This window comes from Lysobacter sp. Soil_N_23, assembly GCF_057656135.1.
On the sequence record NZ_JBDGKY010000001.1, the window covers coordinates 31,443 to 49,859 of the forward strand.

General features: G+C 67.8%; 16 protein-coding genes and 1 pseudogene. 6 read left to right on the forward strand and 11 right to left on the reverse strand.

Going from position 1 to position 18,417, the window contains the following annotated elements; genetic code table 11:
* Window positions 1–2 precede the first annotated feature (2 nt).
* The 5 genes and pseudogenes from AC3A3X_RS00150 to AC3A3X_RS00170 all read left to right on the forward strand — a co-directional run.
* Window positions 3–470 (forward strand): annotated as a pseudogene (locus AC3A3X_RS00150) (GNAT family N-acetyltransferase); the annotation flags it as partial.
* A 36-nt stretch (window positions 471–506) separates the two neighbouring features.
* Window positions 507–962, forward strand: coding sequence for a nucleoside deaminase (locus AC3A3X_RS00155; RefSeq protein ID WP_487581338.1), 456 nt, complete (start codon window positions 507–509; stop codon window positions 960–962).
* Window positions 963–1,077: 115 nt separating this feature from the next.
* Window positions 1,078–1,794 (forward strand): AraC family transcriptional regulator, encoded by a 717-nt coding sequence (locus AC3A3X_RS00160; protein ID WP_487581042.1) that lies wholly within the window; start codon window positions 1,078–1,080, stop codon window positions 1,792–1,794.
* Between the two features lie 44 nt (window positions 1,795–1,838).
* Window positions 1,839–2,906: a hypothetical protein gene (locus AC3A3X_RS00165; RefSeq protein WP_487581043.1), complete on the forward strand. Its 1,068-nt coding sequence runs from the start codon at window positions 1,839–1,841 to the stop codon at window positions 2,904–2,906.
* Between the two features lie 46 nt (window positions 2,907–2,952).
* Complete coding sequence (locus AC3A3X_RS00170; protein ID WP_487581044.1) at window positions 2,953–3,402, forward strand: OsmC family protein; 450 nt, start codon at window positions 2,953–2,955, stop codon at window positions 3,400–3,402.
* A gap of 178 nt (window positions 3,403–3,580) precedes the next feature.
* On the opposite strand, the gene hslU is transcribed toward AC3A3X_RS00170, so the two are convergent.
* The 11 genes from hslU to AC3A3X_RS00225 form a co-directional block, all read right to left on the reverse strand.
* The gene (hslU, locus tag AC3A3X_RS00175; RefSeq protein ID WP_487581045.1) at window positions 3,581–4,969 is read right to left on the reverse strand and encodes an ATP-dependent protease ATPase subunit HslU; all 1,389 of its coding nucleotides are present in this window, start codon (window positions 4,967–4,969) and stop codon (window positions 3,581–3,583) included.
* Between the two features lie 135 nt (window positions 4,970–5,104).
* The gene (gene hslV / locus AC3A3X_RS00180) at window positions 5,105–5,656 is read right to left on the reverse strand and encodes an ATP-dependent protease subunit HslV (RefSeq protein ID WP_487581046.1); all 552 of its coding nucleotides are present in this window, start codon (window positions 5,654–5,656) and stop codon (window positions 5,105–5,107) included.
* An 80-nt stretch (window positions 5,657–5,736) separates the two neighbouring features.
* Window positions 5,737–6,726 (reverse strand): tyrosine recombinase XerC, encoded by a 990-nt coding sequence (xerC, locus tag AC3A3X_RS00185; protein WP_487581047.1) that lies wholly within the window; start codon window positions 6,724–6,726, stop codon window positions 5,737–5,739.
* A 4-nt stretch (window positions 6,727–6,730) separates the two neighbouring features.
* The gene (locus AC3A3X_RS00190) at window positions 6,731–7,405 is read right to left on the reverse strand and encodes a DUF484 family protein (protein ID WP_487581048.1); all 675 of its coding nucleotides are present in this window, start codon (window positions 7,403–7,405) and stop codon (window positions 6,731–6,733) included.
* Window positions 7,402–8,271: a diaminopimelate epimerase gene (dapF, locus tag AC3A3X_RS00195; protein ID WP_487581049.1), complete on the reverse strand. Its 870-nt coding sequence runs from the start codon at window positions 8,269–8,271 to the stop codon at window positions 7,402–7,404. The genes AC3A3X_RS00190 and dapF overlap by 4 nt, the downstream gene beginning before the upstream one ends.
* Window positions 8,264–8,569 carry an LPS translocon maturation chaperone LptM gene (gene lptM / locus AC3A3X_RS00200; RefSeq protein ID WP_487581050.1) on the reverse strand — a complete coding sequence of 102 codons (306 nt, stop codon included), beginning with the start codon at window positions 8,567–8,569 and terminating at the stop codon, window positions 8,264–8,266. Before lptM ends, dapF begins: the two co-directional genes overlap by 8 nt.
* A 53-nt stretch (window positions 8,570–8,622) precedes the next feature.
* Window positions 8,623–9,039, reverse strand: coding sequence for a YbaN family protein (locus AC3A3X_RS00205; RefSeq protein ID WP_487581051.1), 417 nt, complete (start codon window positions 9,037–9,039; stop codon window positions 8,623–8,625).
* 96 nt (window positions 9,040–9,135) lie between these two features.
* Window positions 9,136–11,265: a S9 family peptidase gene (locus tag AC3A3X_RS00210; RefSeq protein ID WP_487581052.1), complete on the reverse strand. Its 2,130-nt coding sequence runs from the start codon at window positions 11,263–11,265 to the stop codon at window positions 9,136–9,138.
* 43 nt (window positions 11,266–11,308) lie between these two features.
* Complete coding sequence (locus AC3A3X_RS00215; RefSeq protein ID WP_487581053.1) at window positions 11,309–13,423, reverse strand: prolyl oligopeptidase family serine peptidase; 2,115 nt, start codon at window positions 13,421–13,423, stop codon at window positions 11,309–11,311.
* Between the two features lie 152 nt (window positions 13,424–13,575).
* Window positions 13,576–13,929: a hypothetical protein gene (locus AC3A3X_RS00220; RefSeq protein ID WP_487581054.1), complete on the reverse strand. Its 354-nt coding sequence runs from the start codon at window positions 13,927–13,929 to the stop codon at window positions 13,576–13,578.
* Between the two features lie 334 nt (window positions 13,930–14,263).
* Window positions 14,264–15,232 carry a helix-turn-helix transcriptional regulator gene (locus tag AC3A3X_RS00225; RefSeq protein ID WP_487581055.1) on the reverse strand — a complete coding sequence of 323 codons (969 nt, stop codon included), beginning with the start codon at window positions 15,230–15,232 and terminating at the stop codon, window positions 14,264–14,266.
* 321 nt (window positions 15,233–15,553) lie between these two features.
* Here AC3A3X_RS00225 and AC3A3X_RS00230 point away from each other — a divergent pair, with 321 nt between their 5' ends.
* A complete protein-coding gene (locus AC3A3X_RS00230; RefSeq protein WP_487581056.1) occupies window positions 15,554–18,409 on the forward strand; it encodes a molybdopterin oxidoreductase family protein in 2,856 nt (951 codons plus the stop codon).
* Window positions 18,410–18,417: the final 8 nt, after the last annotated feature.

Below are 18,417 nucleotides of genomic sequence, written 5' to 3' on the forward strand. Positions count from 1 at the left end.
GCATGAGCGAGACCCCATCGATCCGCTGGCAGGCGCGGCTTTTCCGCGAGCTCGACATCGATACGCTGTACGCGCTGCTGAAGCTGCGCTCGGAAGTGTTCGTGGTCGAACAGAATTGCGTCTACCTCGACCCGGACGGCAAGGACAAGCATCCGCAGACCATCCATCTGATCGGCCATGCCGACAATGGCGACCTGGCCGCTTACCTGCGCATCCTGCCGGCCGGACTGAGCTACCCGCAGGTCAGCTTCGGGCGCGTGCTGACCGCACCGGCCTACCGTGGCCGCGGCCTCGGCGACCCGATGCTGCACGCGGCGCTGGAACAGATCCAGGCGCGCTGGCCCGGCGCCGACATCCAGATCGGCGCGCAGGAACACTTGCAGCACTATTACGGCCGGCACGGCTTCGTGCCGTCATCGGAACCTTATCTCGACGACGGCGTGCCGCACATCGACATGCTCCGCCGCGCACGCGGCCAGACTCCGCGCAACAGCACAGGTGCCCTCATGATCGCCACGCCCGACTACCGCGCACTGCTCGCCACCGCCGTCGCCGAGGCCCGCCAGGGCCTTACCGAAGGCGGCATTCCGATCGGCGCGGCGCTGTACCACCGTGACGGCAACCTGCTTGGCTGCGGCCACAACCGCCGCATCCAGGAAGGCGATCCGTCGGTGCACGGCGAGACCGATGCCTTCCGCAAGGCCGGCCGCCAGCGCCGCTACCGCGACACGATCATGGTCACCACGCTGGCCCCGTGCTGGTACTGCAGCGGGCTGGTGCGGCAGTTCAACATCGGCACGGTGGTGGTCGGCGAATCGGTCAACTTCCGCGGCGGCATCGACTGGCTGCGCGAGAACGGCGTCGAGGTGATCGACCTCAACGACAGTGAGTGCATCGACATGCTGGGCGACTACATCGCCGCGCATCCGGACGTGTGGAACGAGGATATCGGCGAGGACTGAAGGGGCGCTTCAACGGTTGCCGCGATCGCCGCATCCAACCCCGGTGCGCGGATGAACGTGCCCCTCGTGACTTCCGCCTGATGCCACCACCGCCGCCATCGCGCAGGATGCCCCCATGCCCGCCCACGAGTACGAGACCCGCCACGACGCTGGCGACACGCTGCGCACGCATCGCCACGACGGCGCCTATGCGGCGCTGGTGCTGGACGGGAGTTACGTGGAAGCCAGCGCCGACGGCCCGGTCGAATGCACCCCGGGCACGCTGGTGCTGCATCCGCGCTGGCACGCCCACGGCAACCGCTTCGGCCGCAACGGCGCCAAGGTGATCAACCTGGCGCTGGGCGACGCCTTTCCGGTCGGCGCCGGCGGCCTGGCGTTGCGTGTGCTGCGGGTGGCCGACCTGGGCGATGCCAGCGCGTTGTTCGCACGCGCGCATCATCATCTCGATGACCTGCTCCGGGCCTGCGTGCCAGACGATGCCCCTGCCCTGCACGACTGGCAACCGGCATTCCTGCACGAACTGCAGCACGGCGACCTGCCGGTTTCGGTGCTGGCGCGCCGCGCCGGGGTTTCCCTCGCCCATGCCTCGCGCAGCTTCCTGCGCTCTCACGGCATGCCGCCGCAGCTGCTGCGGCGCGAACTGCGCTGCCGCCGGGCCCTGGCGATGCTCGGCGGCGACACGGCCCTGGCCGAGGTCGCCGCGGCCAGCGGTTTCAGCGACCAGAGCCACCTCAACCGGACGCTGCGGCTGGCCACCGGCGCGACGCCGACGCAACTGAGACACCAGATCAAATGCGTTCAAGACCGGTCGGCCGCCCTTCGACTGCAATAGGGGCGAAGGCGGCACCCCGACCGCCACCCCCGAATGGAATCCAGATGAAGTCCAAGGCCACCGTGATCCTGTCGTCTGCCCTGCTGTGCGCGGCCTTCGCCGCGATCGCCGCCGACGAGCCGACCAGCAGCAAGACCGCCATCGCCGCGATCGCCGAGTCCACCAGCGCCATCCTGCAGGGCGACAGCACCCGCGCCCTGGTTGCACTGGAGGCGACGCCATCGGCCGAGTTCCTGGGCAAGGACGCCGACTACCGCGCCTGCATGCTCGAGCGCTACCACGCCAGCAAGCCGGTGCTGACCACGTCCGCGATCGAAGACAAGTTCCTGCGCGGCGTGCTCGACGACTACCAGGACTACTGGTGGCGCTCTATGGCGGCACCGGCGCAGCGCGACACGCAGGAAGCGGCGTTGCTGGCGAAACTGCACAAGCGCCTGGGCGCGAGCGCGGCCAAGGCGACAAACATGGACGAGATCGAGCCATTCCTGCAGACGCAGCTGGAACAGCACGGCTATCACGCCCAGCTCGGCCGCACCCCGCCCCTTCGAGAGCTGATGGTGTGGCGCAAGCAGGACACGCGCATGTACGACGTGCAGCTGCCGGAGGGCCCGTACACGGTCCGCGTCGAGCTGCTCGACGATTTCGTCAGCCGGGGCTGGATGGCCTACGGTCGCTGCGAGCGCGGCTCTGCCGGTGGCTGGGCAACGGACAAGGCCTTGTACGCAGTCGTGGGCAGATACAGCCAGGGCCTCGACAGCGAGGAGTTCCGAGTCGTGTTCCTCGGCCACGAAACGCAGCACTTCGCCGACCAGAACGCGTTCCCGGGCATGACGTCGTGGGAACTGGAGTACCGCGCCAAACTGGTCGAGCTGGCGCAGGGCCGCGAAGTCAGCGCCAAGCGGCTGGACTACATGTTGACCGCCCAGAGCGACGACAAGAACTCGCCGCACACCTATGCCAACAAGCGCGTCGTCGCCGATCTGACCACGCGCCTGGGCAAGGCCCCGGATGCGGTCAGCATCGATGAGCTGCAGGTTGCCGCGCGCGAGCAGTTGCTGGAAGACACGCGCGAGCGCAAGGCCAAGGCGGCGGGCAGCGCGATCGCGAAGTAACCGGGGCTATGGCATCGTGGCGGCTCCCCCAACGCAGGAGCCGCCCATGTCCGAGCATCGTGCTTCGATCCACTGGCTGCGCAATGAAGGCCCGTTCGATTACGAGGGCTATTCACGCGACCACGAATGGGCGTTCGACGGCGGCCAGCGCATCACCGGCTCGGCCGCGCCGGAATACCTGGGCAACGTCGCAGGCGTGGATCCGGAGGAAGCCCTGGTCGCCGCGCTGTCGTCGTGCCACATGCTGACGCTGCTGGCGATCGCGGCCAAGAAGGGCTGGGTGGTCGACGACTACCAGGACGAGGCGGTCGGCACGCTGGAGAAGAACAGCGAAGGGCGGCTGGCGGTGACGCGGGTGGTGTTGCGGCCGCGCATCGTGTTCGCGGCGGGCAAGGGGCCGGATGCGGAGGCGCTGGTGAAGCTGCATGAGTCGGCGCATCGGAATTGCTTTATTGCCAATTCGGTGCGGACCGAGGTGACGGTGCAGGCGCGCTGACGCTCCCTGCCCTCACCCCAACCCCTCTCCCGCAAGCGGGAGAGGGGCTCAAGCATGGCCCCTTCTCCCGCTTGCGGGAGAAGGTGGCCCGGAGGGCCGGATGAGGGCGCTTTTGCCATGGCGCTTCGCTGCCCTCACCCCAACCCCTCTCCCGCAAGCGGGAGAGGGGCTCAAGGCACTACAGGATGTACCGGCTCAAATCCGGATCCTTCACCAGCTCGCCCAGGTGCGACTCCACGTACGCACGGTCGATCGTGATCGCCTGCCCGCCACGATCCGGCGCTTCATAGCTCAACGTATCGAGCAGGCGCTCGAGCACCGTATGCAGTCGCCGCGCCCCGATGTTCTCCTGGCGTTCGTTCACCTGCGCCGCGATCTCGGCCAGTCGCTCCACCGCGTCGGCACCAAACTGCACCGCGACGCCTTCGGTCTTGAGCAGCTCGATGTACTGCGTGACCAGTGCCGCCTTCGGCTCGGTCAGGATGCGGACGAAATCGTCCTTGCTCAGCGCGGTCAGTTCGACGCGGATCGGGAAGCGACCCTGCAGCTCCGGGATCAGGTCGCTGGGCTTGGCCAGGTGGAACGCGCCCGAGGCGATGAACAGGATGTGGTCGGTCTTGACCGGACCGTACTTGGTGCTCACGGTCGAACCCTCGACCAGCGGCAGCAGGTCGCGCTGCACGCCTTCGCGGCTGACATCACCGCCGCCCACGTTCTCTCCACGCTTGGCGACCTTGTCGATCTCGTCGATGAAGACGATGCCATGCTGTTCGCACGCCTCGATCGCCGCCTCGCGCACGTCGTCCTCATTGACCAGCTTGCCGGCCTCATCTTCGGTCAACTGCGAGCGGGCGGCGCGGACCGCCATCGACTTCTTGTGGGTCTTGGCACCGGCGACCTGCGAGAACATCTGCCGCAGCTGCTGGCCCATCTCCTCCATGCCGGGCGGGGCCATGATGTCGACGCCGACGTTGACCGCGGTTTCGATCTCGATCTCGCGGTCGTCGAGCGCGCCGCTGCGCAGCTGCTTGCGCAGCTTGGCGCGGGTCTCGTTGTCCTGCGACGAGGGTTCGTCCCTGGCGGCTTCGGCCGCGTTGAATCCGAACACGGTGCTGGTGGCACCGGCGCGGCGCGGCAGCAGCGCGTCGAGGATGCGCTCCTCGGCGCGTTCCTCGGCCTGGGTGCGCACCTTCTGCTTGGCCTGCTCGCGGTAGAGCTTGACCGCGGTGTCGGCCAGGTCGCGGACGATCTGCTCGACGTCCTTGCCGACGTAGCCGACCTCGGTGAAGCGCGTGGCTTCTACCTTCACGAACGGGGCATTGGCGAGTGTCGCCAGCCGGCGCGCGATCTCGGTCTTGCCGACGCCGGTGGGGCCGATCATCAGGATGTTCTTCGGCATGACTTCATTGCGCAGCTCGTCGTCGAGCTGCATGCGGCGCCAGCGGTTGCGCAGCGCAATGGCGACGGCGCGCTTGGCCGCGTGTTGGCCGACGATGTGGCGGTCGAGCTCCTGCACGATCTCGCGCGGAGTCATGGTGGCGTGGCTGGTATCGGGTTTGATGGGCATGTGGGGGCAGTCCGGTGTCTGATTCGATCCCTTCTCCCGCATGCGGGAGAAGGTGCCCGAAGGGCGGATGAGGGCGCTCTTGCGTCACGCCCTCACCCCAGCCCTCTCCCGCACGCGGGAGAGGGGGCGAAAGCGTCAGAGTTCTTCGACGACGACGTTGCGGTTCGTGTAGATGCACACGTCGCCGGCGATGTTGATGGCCTCGGTGGCGATGGTGCGGGCGTCGAGCTGGGTGTGCGCGATCAGCGCGCGCGCGGCCGACAGCGCGTACATGCCGCCCGAACCAATCGCGATGATGCCGTCCTCCGGCTCGATCACGTCGCCGGTGCCGCTGATGATCAGCGAGGTGTCGCGGTCGGCGACCGCGAGCAGCGCTTCGAGCTTGCCCAGGCGGCGCTCGGTGCGCCAATCCTTGGCCAGTTCGACCGCGGCGCGGGCGAGCTGCCCATGCTTCTCGAGCTTGGCTTCGAACAGTTCGAACAGGGTGAAGGCGTCGGCGGCAGCGCCGGCGAAGCCGGCGAGCACCTGGCCGTCGCGACCGAGGCGGCGGACCTTGCGCGCGTTGGCTTTCATCACGGTGTGGCCAAGGGTGACCTGGCCGTCGCCGGCGACGGCGACGCGGCCGTCACGGCGCACCGAAACGATGGTGGTGGCGTGGAAGACGTTGGGGTTCTGGCTCGGGTCCATGGGGACCTCCGGGGGGGACCGGAACGAGATGGGGTCGGGCGGGGCGGCTTTTCAAGGCGGCCAGGGAGAGGAGGACGCGCTTACGGCTTCCGCTTCGCCCGCGGATGCGCCGAGTCATACACCTTCGCCAAGTGCTGGTAATCCAGGTGCGTATAGATCTGCGTCGTGGCGATGTCGGCATGACCGAGCAGTTCCTGCACACCGCGCAGGTCGCCGGATGATTCCAGGATATGGCTGGCGAACGAATGCCGCAGCAGATGCGGATGCACGCGCTTGAACAGCCCCTGACGCTGTGCGAGCTGACGCAAGCGCAGCTGCACCGCGCGCGGCGTGATCGTTCCACCCCCGCGTCCCGGAAACACCGGTGCATCGTTCGCGGCGCCCGTCGAGGCGCGCCATTCCTGCAGCGCGGCACGCGCATGCCGGCCCACCGGCACACTGCGCTGCTTGCTGCCCTTGCCGAGCACGTTCACCAGCGCGTCGGCCAAGTCGATGTCGCGCCAGCGCAACCCGCACAGTTCCGACAGACGCAGGCCGGACGAGTAGAACAGCTCCAGCAGCGCACGATCGCGCAGCCCAAGCGGTGCATCGGTCGGCACTTCGACCAGTGCCTTCGCCTCGTCTGGATCAAGCACCTGCGGCAACTTCCGCGACGCCTTCGGCGAGCGGATCGCCGCGGCCGGACTGGCACTCAACCGGCCCCGGCGGACCAGCCACGCGTAGAAACTGCGGCAGGCCGAGAGCCGGCGCTGCAGGCTCTTGGGCGACAGGCCACGGCGGTGCTCGGATGCGACGAAGGCGCGCACCTGTTCGGCGTGCAGCGCGGTGACGTCGGCGGACTGCGTCCGCGCCCACTGCGCCAGCGCCAGCAGATCGCGGCGATACGCGTCGAGCGTATGCGCGGACATGCGGCGCTCGACCTGCAGGTGGGAGAGGTATTGCTCGACGGTCGGATCGGATGGCTCAGGACCAGCGGCGCCCGCTCCGTCTTCCCCGCGAAGGCCGGGATGATCCCCCACCCCGTCATCCCCGCGAAGGCGGGGACCCAGGGACTTTGCCTTCGCCTTCATCGCCTCAGCCGTCGAACCGCTTCAGCGCCGTCACCAGCGACTCGCCCATCATGCGCAGGAACAGCGTGCCCATGCCGGGGAAGAAACGGTTCGGATCGCGACTGCCGACCGCGACCATGCCCACGCCAGGCAGCGGCAGCAGCGCGGTCGATTGCACTTCCTCGGCGCGCATTCCATACAGCACTGCGTGCTTCTCCGGTTGCAGGCGCCCGCACAACGGTTCGCCATCGCCGAGGCAGTCGCGGAACGGCTGCAGGCGCGCATCGTCCTGCGCCACCACCTGCATCCAGTCGACGTCGCCGAGGCCTTCGACCGGCTTGAACATCACCAGCCGCACCAGGTCGCCGTTGAAATCCTCGGCCAGGCTTGCCGCCATCGCCCGCAGCGTGTCGGCCGCGCTGTCCTGGCGCATCAACGCCAGGGTGAGCTGGTGCGTGCGCACCGACAGGCGCTCGTTCTCCTGGGCGTTGCCGAACAGCTCCTGCAAGCGCCGGGCGAGTTCGCGGTTCTTGTCGCGCAGCACTTCCAACTGGTAGCTGGCCAGCGACGCCGCCGAACCTTCCTCGCGCGGCACCACCAGGGTGACGGCGAGGTCGGGGAACTGCTGCAGGAACCGCGGGTGCCGGCGCAGCCAGGCCGCGATTTCGTGCGCGCCAAGCTTTTCCTGGGTCTCGTTCATTGGTTCCACTCCCCTTCGAACACGAATGCGGTCGGCCCGGACATCGTCAATGGCACGTCGTCGGCCGGCCAGGAAATCTGCAGGTCGCCACCGGGCAAGGCCACGGTGACGTCGCGGTCGACGCGGCCGCGCCGCATCAGCACCGCTGCGGCGGCGCAGGCACCGCTGCCGCAGGCCAGGGTCTCGCCGACGCCGCGCTCGTACACGCGCAGGCGGATGCGCTGGCGCGACTGCACCTGGGCGAAACCGACGTTCACCGACTCCGGGAATGCGGCGTGCGACTGCAGCACCGGCGCGACGGTCTCCACCGGCGCGGCATCGACGTCCTCGACTTCGACCACCGCGTGCGGGTTGCCCATCGACACCGCGCCGAAGGTGAACACCGAATCGTTCTGCTCGACGACGTACTCATCCTGCGCGCCGGCGAAACCGTGCAGCGGGATGCTGGCCGGGGCGAAACGCGGCGTGCCCATGACGATGCGGTAGCGGCCTTCGCCCAGCTGCGTCACCGCGTGCGTGCCGACCGGGCTGTCGAGCAGGAAGTCCCTGGCCAGCGCGCGGCCGTTGGCCTGCGCGTCACGCACCAGCCAGGCGGCGATGCAGCGCGCACCGTTGCCGCACTGCTGCGATGACGAGCCGTCGGCATTCCAGATGCGGTAGCGGGCGACGGCGTCGCTGCCGTTGGCATCCTCGACGGTCAGGATCTGGTCGCAGCCGACGCCGAAGTGGCGGTCGGCCAGCGCCCGGCACAGGTCCGGCGCGGGTGCGGCGACATCACCACGAAGATCCAGCACGACGAAGTCGTTGCCGGCGCCGTGCATCTTGCTGAACCGTACGGGCTTGCGCGCGTGCACGGACTCAGCCATCGGTTTCGTCGGCCTGCTTGGGAACCGGAGTCGGCTCGGCGGTGCCCTTCTTCCTGCCGTTGATGTCTTCGGCATCGGTAGCGGGCACCGACGTGGCCGGTTCTTCGCTCGTCGGCTCGTCACTGGTGGGCGCCGGCTCAGCCGGCGGCGTCATCGGCGGCAGCGTCGACGGGTCGACCGGGATCGACTTCGGCGCCAGGATCAGCGGGCCCTTGTTGCCACAGCCGGCCAGGACCAGCGGCAGCGCGACCAGGGACAACGCGATGAGGATCTGTCGTGGGGCGGGAGTTGCGTTCATGGCCGCAGTGTAGCCCGCTGCGATGAACGATTCGACGTGGCCCTGCGACGCGGTCAGCGCGGTGGCCGCGGCGGCTCCGGTCGCGCCCACAGCCAGACCGCGACCACGGTCATGATCGCAGTCCCGGTCGCCGCCATCCACCAGCGTGGCGCGGTCAGGAACATGATCACCGCACAGGCGGACATCATCGACACCGCCAGCCACTTGGCACGGCGGCTGACCGCGCCGTGCGCCTGCCAGTCGCGGATCATCGGGCCGAATTGCCGGTGCGCCAGCAGCCAGTCGTGCAGCCGCTGCGAGCCACGCGCGGCGGCGAAGGCCGACAGCAGCACGAACGGTACGGTCGGCAGGCCGGGGATCACGACTCCGATCACGCCCAGGCCAAGGCTGGCGTAGGCCAGCAGCCACCAGGCCCAGCGCCAGCGGGAGGGCCCGACAGGACGCTCGGGCGGAGGGACGGGCGTGTTCACGGGCAGGATTGGATGTAGGAGCGAGCTTGCTCGCGATCAGGCGGTTCCGGGGCGGATGCGCAAATCGCGAGCAAGCTCGCTCCTACGTGTTTGTGGCTACTGGCGGGCGGACTGGGCCAGGCCGAGCTGGTCGAGCATGAACGCGTACATCTCCGACAACTCGCGGTAGCGGCGGAAACGTCCCGACTTGCCACCGTGGCCGGCGTCCATGTTGGTGCGCAACACGATCGGCTGCGTGCCGGCGTCGAGGTCGCGCAGGCGCGCGATGTACTTGGCCGGCTCCCAGTACTGCACCTGCGAGTCCCACAAGCCGGTGCCGACGAACATCGCCGGGTAGGCCTGCTTCGACAGGTTGTCGTAGGGCGAGTACGACAGCATGTAGTCGTAGTACTCCTTCTTTTCCGGGTTGCCCCACTCGTCGTACTCGTTGGTGGTCAGCGGGATGCTCGGATCGAGCATGGTCGTGACCACGTCGACGAACGGCACCTGCGACAGGATCACCCGGTAATCGCCGGGCGCCATGTTGCCGATCGCGCCCATCAGCAGGCCGCCGGCGCTGCCGCCGTACGCGGCGACGCGGTCCTTGGCCGCATAACCCTGCTTGACCAGGTCTTCGGTGACGTCGATGAAGTCGGTGAAGGTGTTCTTCTTGTGGAACAGCTTGCCGTCGTCGTACCACTTGCGGCCCATCTCCTGGCCGCCGCGGATGTGCGCGATCGCGTAGACCATGCCGCGGTCGAGCAGGCTCACCACCGGGCCGTTGAAGCGCGGATCGGTCGAGCTGCCGTAGCTGCCGTAGGCGTACTGCAGCATCGCCGCCTTGCCGTTCTTCTCGAAGCCCTTCCTGTAGACCAGCGACACCGGCACCTTGACGCCGTCGCGGGCGGTCGCCCAGACGCGTTCGGTGACGTACTGCTCCGGGTCATAGCCAAGCACCGGATCACGCTTGAGCAGCTTGCGCTCGCCGGTGTCGACGTTGACTTCGTAAGTGGTGCCCGGCGTGGTCAGCGAGGTGTAGCTGTAGCGCAGCCACGGCGTGTCGTGCTCGGAGTTGACCGACAGGCCCATCGCGTAGGCCGGCTCGTCGGCCTTGACGAACTCTTCCTTGCCGTCCTTCTTGAGCAGGCGCAGGCGTTCGAGGCCATCGGAACGCTCGGCCACGGCAGTGAAGCCGTCGAACAGTTCGAAGCCTTCGACGAAGACGTCGTCGCGGTGCGCAACCCAGTCCGTCCACTGCTTGCGCGAGGTCGCATCGCTGGGCGCGGTGACGAGCTTGAAGTTGGCCGCACCGTCGGCATTCGTCCGGATCACCCAGCGGCCGTCGAGGTGGTCGGCCTGGTACTCGACGTCGCGCTCACGCGGTGCCAGCACCACGAACTTGTCCGGGTTGGCGGCCGGCGCGCAGCGCATCTCGCTCGACACGGTGCTCTCCACGCCGATGCAGATGTACTGGTCGTCGCGCGAGCGGTCGATGCCCATGTAGAAGCTGTCGTCCTTCTCCTCATACACCAGCACGTCCTTCGATGCCGGCGTGCCGAGCACGTGCTTCTTCACGCGGACGGTCAACAGGGTTTCCGGATCGTTCTCGACGTAGAACAGGGTGCGGTTGTCGTCGGCCCAGACGATGTTGGGCGACACGCCGGGGATCTCGTCGGCATAGACCTCGCCGGTGGCGAGGTTCTTGAAGCGGATGGTGTACTGGCGGCGGCCGACGGCGTCATCGGCCCAGGCCAGGATCTGGTTGTCCTGGCTGACTTCCCAGTCGCCGACGCTGAAGTAGTCCTTGCCCTTGGCCATCGCGTTGACGTCGAGCAGGACCTGCTCGGGCGCGTCCATGTTGCCGCTGCGGCGGGCATGGATGGGATAGTCCTGGCCGGTCTCGAAGCGGCTGTAGTAGTAATAGCCGCGCTCGCGGTACGGCACCGAACTGTCGTCCTGCTTGATGCGGCTGACGATCTCCTCGTACAGCTTGTTCTCCAGCGGCTTGAGCGGCGCCATCAGCGCATCGGCGTAGGCGTTCTCGGCGTTGAGGTACGCCAGCATCTCCGGGTTCTTGCGCTTGTCGTCGCGCAGCCAGTAGTACTCGTCGTTGCGCTGCGCACCAAACGGTGCCTTGACCACGTACGGCTTCTTGGTGGCGTCGGGCGGAATGGCCGCGGTCGCGGCGACGGTGGGGGTGGCGAGGGTCATGAGGACGGCCGAAAGCAGGATGGAGGTCGGGTTCATAGATTGGGTCCGTTTACGCTCGGGACAACGGGGGAGGAGCAATTCACTGGCTCAACTCATTCCACAGGAACGTAAACGCCAGCGCGCTCATATGCGCCGCCTGGGCATTGTTGGCCGAACCGCCATGGCCACCTTCGATGTTCTCGTAGTAGCGCACGTCCTTGTTCGCCTCCAGCATCTTCGCCGCCATCTTGCGGGCGTGACCCGGATGGACGCGGTCGTCGCGGGTGGAGGTCATGAAGATCACCGGCGGGTACTCGCGCTTGGCATCGAACAGGTGGTACGGCGAGAAGGTGCGGATGAAGTCCCAGTCGGCGGTGTCCGGATCGCCATACTCGGCCATCCACGACGCACCGGCCAGCAGGTGGCTGTAGCGCTTCATGTCGAGCAGCGGCACCTGCACCACGACCGCGCCGAACAGCTCCGGGTACTGGGTCAGCATGTTGCCGGTGAGCAGGCCGCCGTTGCTGCCGCCCTGGATGCCCAAGTGTTCGCGCGAGGTGATCTTGCGCGCGACCAGGTCCTGCGCGACCGCGGCGAAGTCCTCGTAGGCCTTGTGGCGGTTGGCCTTGAGTGCGGCCTGGTGCCAGCGCGGGCCGTACTCGCCGCCGCCGCGGATGTTGGCGACGGCATACACGCCGCCCTTCTCGAGCCAGCCCTTGCCGACGCCGCCGGAGTAGGCCGGGGTCAGCGAGATCTCGAAGCCGCCGTAGCCGTAAAGCAGGGTCGGCGCCTTGCCGTCGAGCTTGAGGTTCTTCGGCCGCACCAGGAAGTACGGCACGCGGGTGCCGTCCTTCGACGTGGCGAAGTGCTGCTCGATCAGGTTGTTGGCACCGTCGAAGAACACCGGCATGGTCTTGAGCCCTTCTGGCCGCTCACCCACCTGCGCCAGCGACAGCGTGGTCGGGGTGAGGTAGTCGGTGGCGGTCAGCCACACCGCATCGCTCTCGTCCTCGTCGACCGCCGACACGGCGAGCGTGCCGAAGCCCGGTGCGCCGGTGAACTCGCTGTGCTTCCAGGCCTGGTCGCCGGGCGTGAGCACGCTGAGGCGGTTCTTGACGTCGTCGAGGACGTTGAGCACGAGGTGGTGACGGGTCCAGCTGAATCCGGCCAGCGAGGTGCTTTCGCTCGGCGCGAACAGCACGGTGAAGTCGCGCTTGCCGGCCATGAAATCGTCGAAGCGCGTGGCGATCAGGCTGCCCGCGGCGTAGGTCTGGCCGCCGGCGCTGTAAGGATCACGCAGCTCCAGCAGCAACCACTCGCGATGGACCGACTTGTTGGCCGAGTTCGGCGCGTCGACCTTGCGCAGTTTGCCGTCGGCATCGCGCAGGTAGAGCTCGTCGTTGTAGAAGGCCAGCGTGCGGCTGACGAAGTCGCGGGCGAAACCCGGCGTGTGGTCGTGGCTGGCGGCGATGTACATGTCGTTCGCCTGGCCCTCGTAGACCACGCGCGCCTGGTCCAGCGGCGTGCCGCGCTTCCATTCCTTGACGATGCGCGGGTAGCCGGAGCTGGTCATCGAACCGGCGCCAAAGTCGGTGAAGACATACACCGTGTCGCGATCGATCCACTGCAGGCCGCCCTTGGCCTCGGGACGGAAGAAGCCGCCTTCGACCCAGGTCTTCGTCGCCAGGTCGAACTCGCGGGTGACGTCGGCATCGGCGCCGCCGCGCGAGAGCGCGATCAGGCAGCGCTCATTGTCAGGTTTAAGGCAGTCGGCGCCGTGCCAGACCCAGTTCTCGCCTTCTGCCTTGTTGAGCGCATCGAGGTCGATGATGGTCTCCCACGCAGGCTTGTCCTTGCGGTACTCGGCCAGCGTGGTGCGGCGCCACAGGCCGCGCTCGTGCTGCTTGTCCTTCCAGAAGTTGTAGTAGTGGTCGCCGATCTTCTCCACGCCCGGGATCTTGGCGTCGGAGTCGAGGATGGCGCGGATGTCGGACTCGAGCTGCTTGAACTGCGGCGTGATCGTCAGCTCGGCCTCGGACTGGGCGTTGTGCTGCTTGACCCAGGTCAGCGCGCGCTCGCCCTGGACATCCTCGAGCCAGGCATAAGGGTCTTCGGACACGTTGGGGGATTCCTTGGGGGTGGCGCCCACGGCCGACGAAGCGGCTAGTCCTGCGGTGATCAACAAGGTATGGCAGGCCTGCGTCAGTGTCGGCATGGGCGGTCCGTGGTTGCGTTGGCGTGGCGTCGGCGCCGGGGGCACTGCGACGAATCAGGCCAAACGCTAGCACAGCGCCCGCGGCGGGCATCGTGCCGAAAGCCAACGGCGGCGGTGCCGCAGGGACCGCCTTGCCCTGGCCTTTTGCCCCCTCAGGCGGCTTGCGAGTGCTTTCGACGCGGGCTGACCGAGCGCCGGCGGCGGGCCTGCTCGCCGCTGCGGCGGCGCAGGCGCGGCTGGGCGTCGGCCCCCGGCTCGTTGGACGGCAGGCGGAAACGGTGCAGCGCCCACCAGGCGCACAGCGGCATCGCCAGCAGCCACAGCGGCATCCAGCCGAAGGTGTTGCTGAAACCGCGCGCGGCCGGGAGCAGCAGGACCAGGACGGCGCCGATGGCGACGGCGTGGCGTAGGAGGTCTTCCAGGCCGGGGCCGATCATGTCGGCGTCCTCGCGGGTCGCGTCGGTGTGGGTCGCGTTATGGATCCGGTCTTGGCGGGGCAGGTTCATGGCGCTGGCTCCTGGGTGGATGGAGCGAGCGTGCCCAGCGGGGGTCTCAGGGGATGCGACTGTGCGGGAAGGCACTCCGGGCCCCATAACCGTCATTCCCGCGAAGGCGGGAACCCAGTGACGTTGCTCGTCGTTCCCGCGCAGGCGGGAATCCATGGACGTTGCTTTGTGTGTGCCGAAAAGCAACGACGCTGGGTTCCCGCCTTCGCGGGAATGACGGGTGGTGGGGTGCGCACGCTGCTCAGAGCAACGTCCATGGATTCCCGCCTGCGCGGGAATGACGAGGCGCTGGGTTCCCGCCTGCGCGGGAATGACGAGGCGCGCCTTCGGTGCTTCAGCGATCGTAGTTCGACAGCGCCAGCTGCAACAGCGCCCGCGCCTGCTCGCGCAGCACTGGCGGTTCGACGATCTCGGCGTCGCTGCCGTAGTGCATCACGTCCATCAGCAGCTCGCGCCCGGCGCTGTAAGGCACCTTGAGCTCGTAGCGGCCATCGGGCAGGTAGCGCCCCTGCTGCTGCGAGTGCCAGTGCTCGTCCGCCACCCAGCGCGCGGCTTTCGGGCTGAAGAGGATCGTCGCCCAGCCCTTGGGCGTGCCGGAGAAGATGCCGTAGCTGGAGGCCAGGTGGCTGTCGAGCTGCTCGTCGGCAACGTCCTGCGCGGCCTGCTCGCCGAGCTTGGCCGCGCTGATCCGGTCGACGGCAAAACTGCGCAGCGCTTCGCGGTTGTGGTCCCAGGCGTCCAGGTACCAGTTCTCGCGGTAATGGGTCAGGCGCTGCGGCGACACCAGGCGCCGGGTCTGTTCGTCGGTGGAGCGCGCGCGATATTCGAAGCTCAGCTGCTTGCGGTCGAGCACGGCGGTGGCGACGATCCGGAACGATGTCTCATCGAGCTTGCGGGTGCGGTGCGGGATCACCCGCACGCGTTCGACCGGTACGCGACGGCCACCGGCGTGTTCGTCGAGCAGCTTCTCGATGCGGTGCTGCAACGGCGCCAGCGCATTCGACAGCACGCCGCCGCCGCTGCGCACCAGCAGCTGCTGCGCGGCCAGAAGCGAATGCAGCTCCTCCGAACTGAGCCACAGGCCGGGCAGTTCGAAGCGCTCACCTTCGCTGTGGTCGTAGCGGAAGCCGGCTTCGCCGTTGCCGACCACCGGTGCCATCAGGTAATCGCGCAGGTAGGCCAGGTCGCGGTAGACCGTGGCACGCGAACACTCCAGGTCCTCCTGCAGACGCTGCACCGTGACCGGGTAGCGCGATGCGCTGAGGATTCGGTGCAGGGAGTGGATGCGTTCGATGCGTTCCATGGGGGTGGCGGCAGGGAAACAGGTGCAAGGATCGCACTGCCGGCGCATCCGCCGCCAGCACGGACAGCGACATTCGGGTCTGCCGTCAAGGTCGGGGCCGGCTCAACGGTGGCCGCGGGCGGAGCGCGGGTGCCAATTTACGTCGATAACTGCTGCTTAACCGCCTTTCGGCCGACCGGCCGGGGACTGGGCTCCGGCGACAGTGCGGCATTGCAACAACAACTCGATTTCGAGAAGCGCCTGTGCCGACCTTGAGCCGGTGGCGTACGGCCGCCTGCATGCCCGGTCGCTTGCCTGCGGCGTCGCAGGCACAATGCCCGGATGCGCGCGCCCGTTGAGCCAGCCATCGATCTGTCACCCCGGACCGCCGACGAGGTCAGGACCACCACGTGCTACATGTGCGCGTGCCGTTGCGGCATCAAGGTGTGGCTGCGCGACGGGCAGATCCGCTACATCCAGGGCAACCCGGAGCATCCGGTCAACCGCGGCGTGCTGTGCGCGAAGGGTTCTGCCGGGATCATGCAGCACTACTCGCCGGCACGGCTGGACAAGCCGCTGCTGCGCGTGGGCGAGCGCGGCAGCGGCGAGTTCCGCGAGATCGAGTGGGATGAGGCGCTGGACATCGCCAGCTCGTGGCTGGCGCCGATCCGCGCGCGCAATCCCGACGAGCTGGCGTTCTTCACCGGTCGCGACCAGTCGCAGGCGTTGACCGGCTGGTGGGCGCAGCAGTTCGGCACGGTCAATTACGCCGCGCACGGTGGATTCTGCTCTGTGAACATGGCCGCCGGCGGCCTGTACACGCTCGGTGGCAGCTTCTGGGAGTTCGGCGAACCGGACTGGGAGCACACACGCTATCTGATGATGTGGGGCGTGGCCGAAGACCACGACTCCAATCCGATCAAGCTCGGCCTGGGCCAGCTCAAGGGACGCGGCGCCAAGATCGTCGCGGTCAATCCGGTGCGCTCGGGCTACGGCGCGATTGCCGACGAATGGATCGGCATCCGTCCCGGCACCGATGGCCTGTTCGCGTTCGCCCTCGCCCACGAACTGCTCAAGGCCGATCGCATCGACCTCGACTACCTGGTGCGCTACACCAACGCGCACTGGCTGGTGGTGCGCAATCCGGGCGGCGCCGATGACGGCCTGTTCGCGCGCAATGGCGACGGCGATGCGCTGTGCTGGGATCGCCACGCAGGCGCCGAGGCGAATGCCAACGATATCGGCGTGTCGCCGGCCGTGGTCGGTGAATTCGTCCTCGCTGACGGCCGCCGCGCCGTTCCGGTCTTCAATCTGGTCGCCGAGCGCTACCTCGACCCGCAGTACTCGCCCGACGCGGTCAGCGAACGTTGCGGCATTCCCGCCGACACCATCCGCCGCATCGCCCGCGAACTGGCCGAAGCGGCGTTCGACCGCGCCATCGAATTGCCGATCGCCTGGACCGATGCCTGGGGCCGCGAGCACGCGACCATGCGCGGAAGGCCCGTGGCGATGCACGCAATGCGTGGCATCAGCGCGCACAGCAACGGGTTTCATACTTGCCGCGCGCTGCACCTGCTGCAGCTGCTGCTGGGCGCGGTCGATACGCCGGGCTCGTTCCGCTACCAGCCGCCGTTCCCCAAGCCTATTCCGCCGCCGAACCGCCCCGGCAAGCGTCGCCAGGACAATGGCGTGCTCGATGCAGCGCCGCTCGGCTTCGTCCACTCGCCCGAGGACCTCGTCGTCGACGGTGACGGGCAACCGCGCCGCATCGACCACGCGTTCTCCTGGGCCTACCCGCTGTCGGCGCACGGCATGATGCACACCGTCATCCGCAACGCCTGGGCCGGCGATCCCTACCGGATCGACACGCTGATGATGTTCATGGCCAACATGAGCTGGAACTCGGCGATGAACACCGCGCAGACGATGCAGTGGCTCACCGACAAGGACGAAGCCGGCGAGTACCGCATCCCGCGCATCATCTACGCCGATGCCTACGCTTCGGAAATGGTCGCCTACGCCGACCTGGTGCTGCCCGACACCACCTACCTGGAGCGCTTCGACGCGATCAGCCTGCTCGACCGGCCGATCTCCGATGCCGACGGCGCCGCCGACGCGATCCGCCACCCGGTCCTCGATGCCGCCGAGCAGAGTCCCGGGCGCGACGTGCGCGGGTTCCAGTCGGTGCTGATCGAGCTGGGCGCGCGCATTGGCCTGCCCGGGCTGGTGAACGAGGACGGATCGGCGAAGTACCGCGATTACGCCGACTACATCACTCGCCACGAGCGCGCACCGGGCGTGGGTCTGCTCGCCGGCTGGCGTGGCGCCGATGGCGAACTGGAAGCCAAGGGTCCGCCCAATCCGGACCAGCTGCAGCGCTACATCGACAATGGCGGGTTCTGGCGCAGCGAAGTGCCCGAGGACGCGCGCTACTTCAAGATGGCCAATCGCGGCTATCTGGACTGGGCGCAGCGGATGGGTTTCCTCGGCCATGCCGAACCGATCGTGTTGCAGCTGTATTCGGAGACGCTGCAGAAATTCCGGCTGGCGGCGCAGGGGCATGGGGCTTCGCAGCCACCGCAGGAGCATCGCGAGCGCGTGGCTGCCTACTTTGACCCGTTGCCTATATGGTTTGAGCCGTTTGAGGGGGCGCAGACTTCTTCGGATGCATTTCCGTTGAGTGCGGTTACCCAGCGCCCGATGTTCATGTACCACGCCTGGGGCTCACAGAATGCCTGGCTGCGCCAGATCGCCGCGCGCAACTGGATGTACATGCATCCCGATACCGGCGCGCGCTACGGCATCGGTGACGAGGACTGGATCGACGTGACCTCGCACAACGGCACGATCACCGTGCAGGCCAAGTTCGCCGCCAACGTCCAGCCCGACACGGTCTGGACCTGGAACGCCATCGGCAAGCGCCGCGGTGCCTGGCGCCTGGGCAAGGATGCGCCGGAAGGCCGGCAGGGCTTCCTGCTCAACCACCTGATTTCCGACATCACTCCGCGCGGCGACTACGCCAACGCCGACCCGGTGACCGGGCAGGCAGCCTGGTTCGATCTGCGCGTGCGGATCGCCAAGGCTGCCGACACCGGCGTGACCACGAGCGAACCGCAGTTCGCACCGCTCGAACTCGGCCAGGCCGACGACAAACCATTGCGCTACGGCGCCCAGTTCCGCAGGAACAGATCCGAATGAAAGCAGGG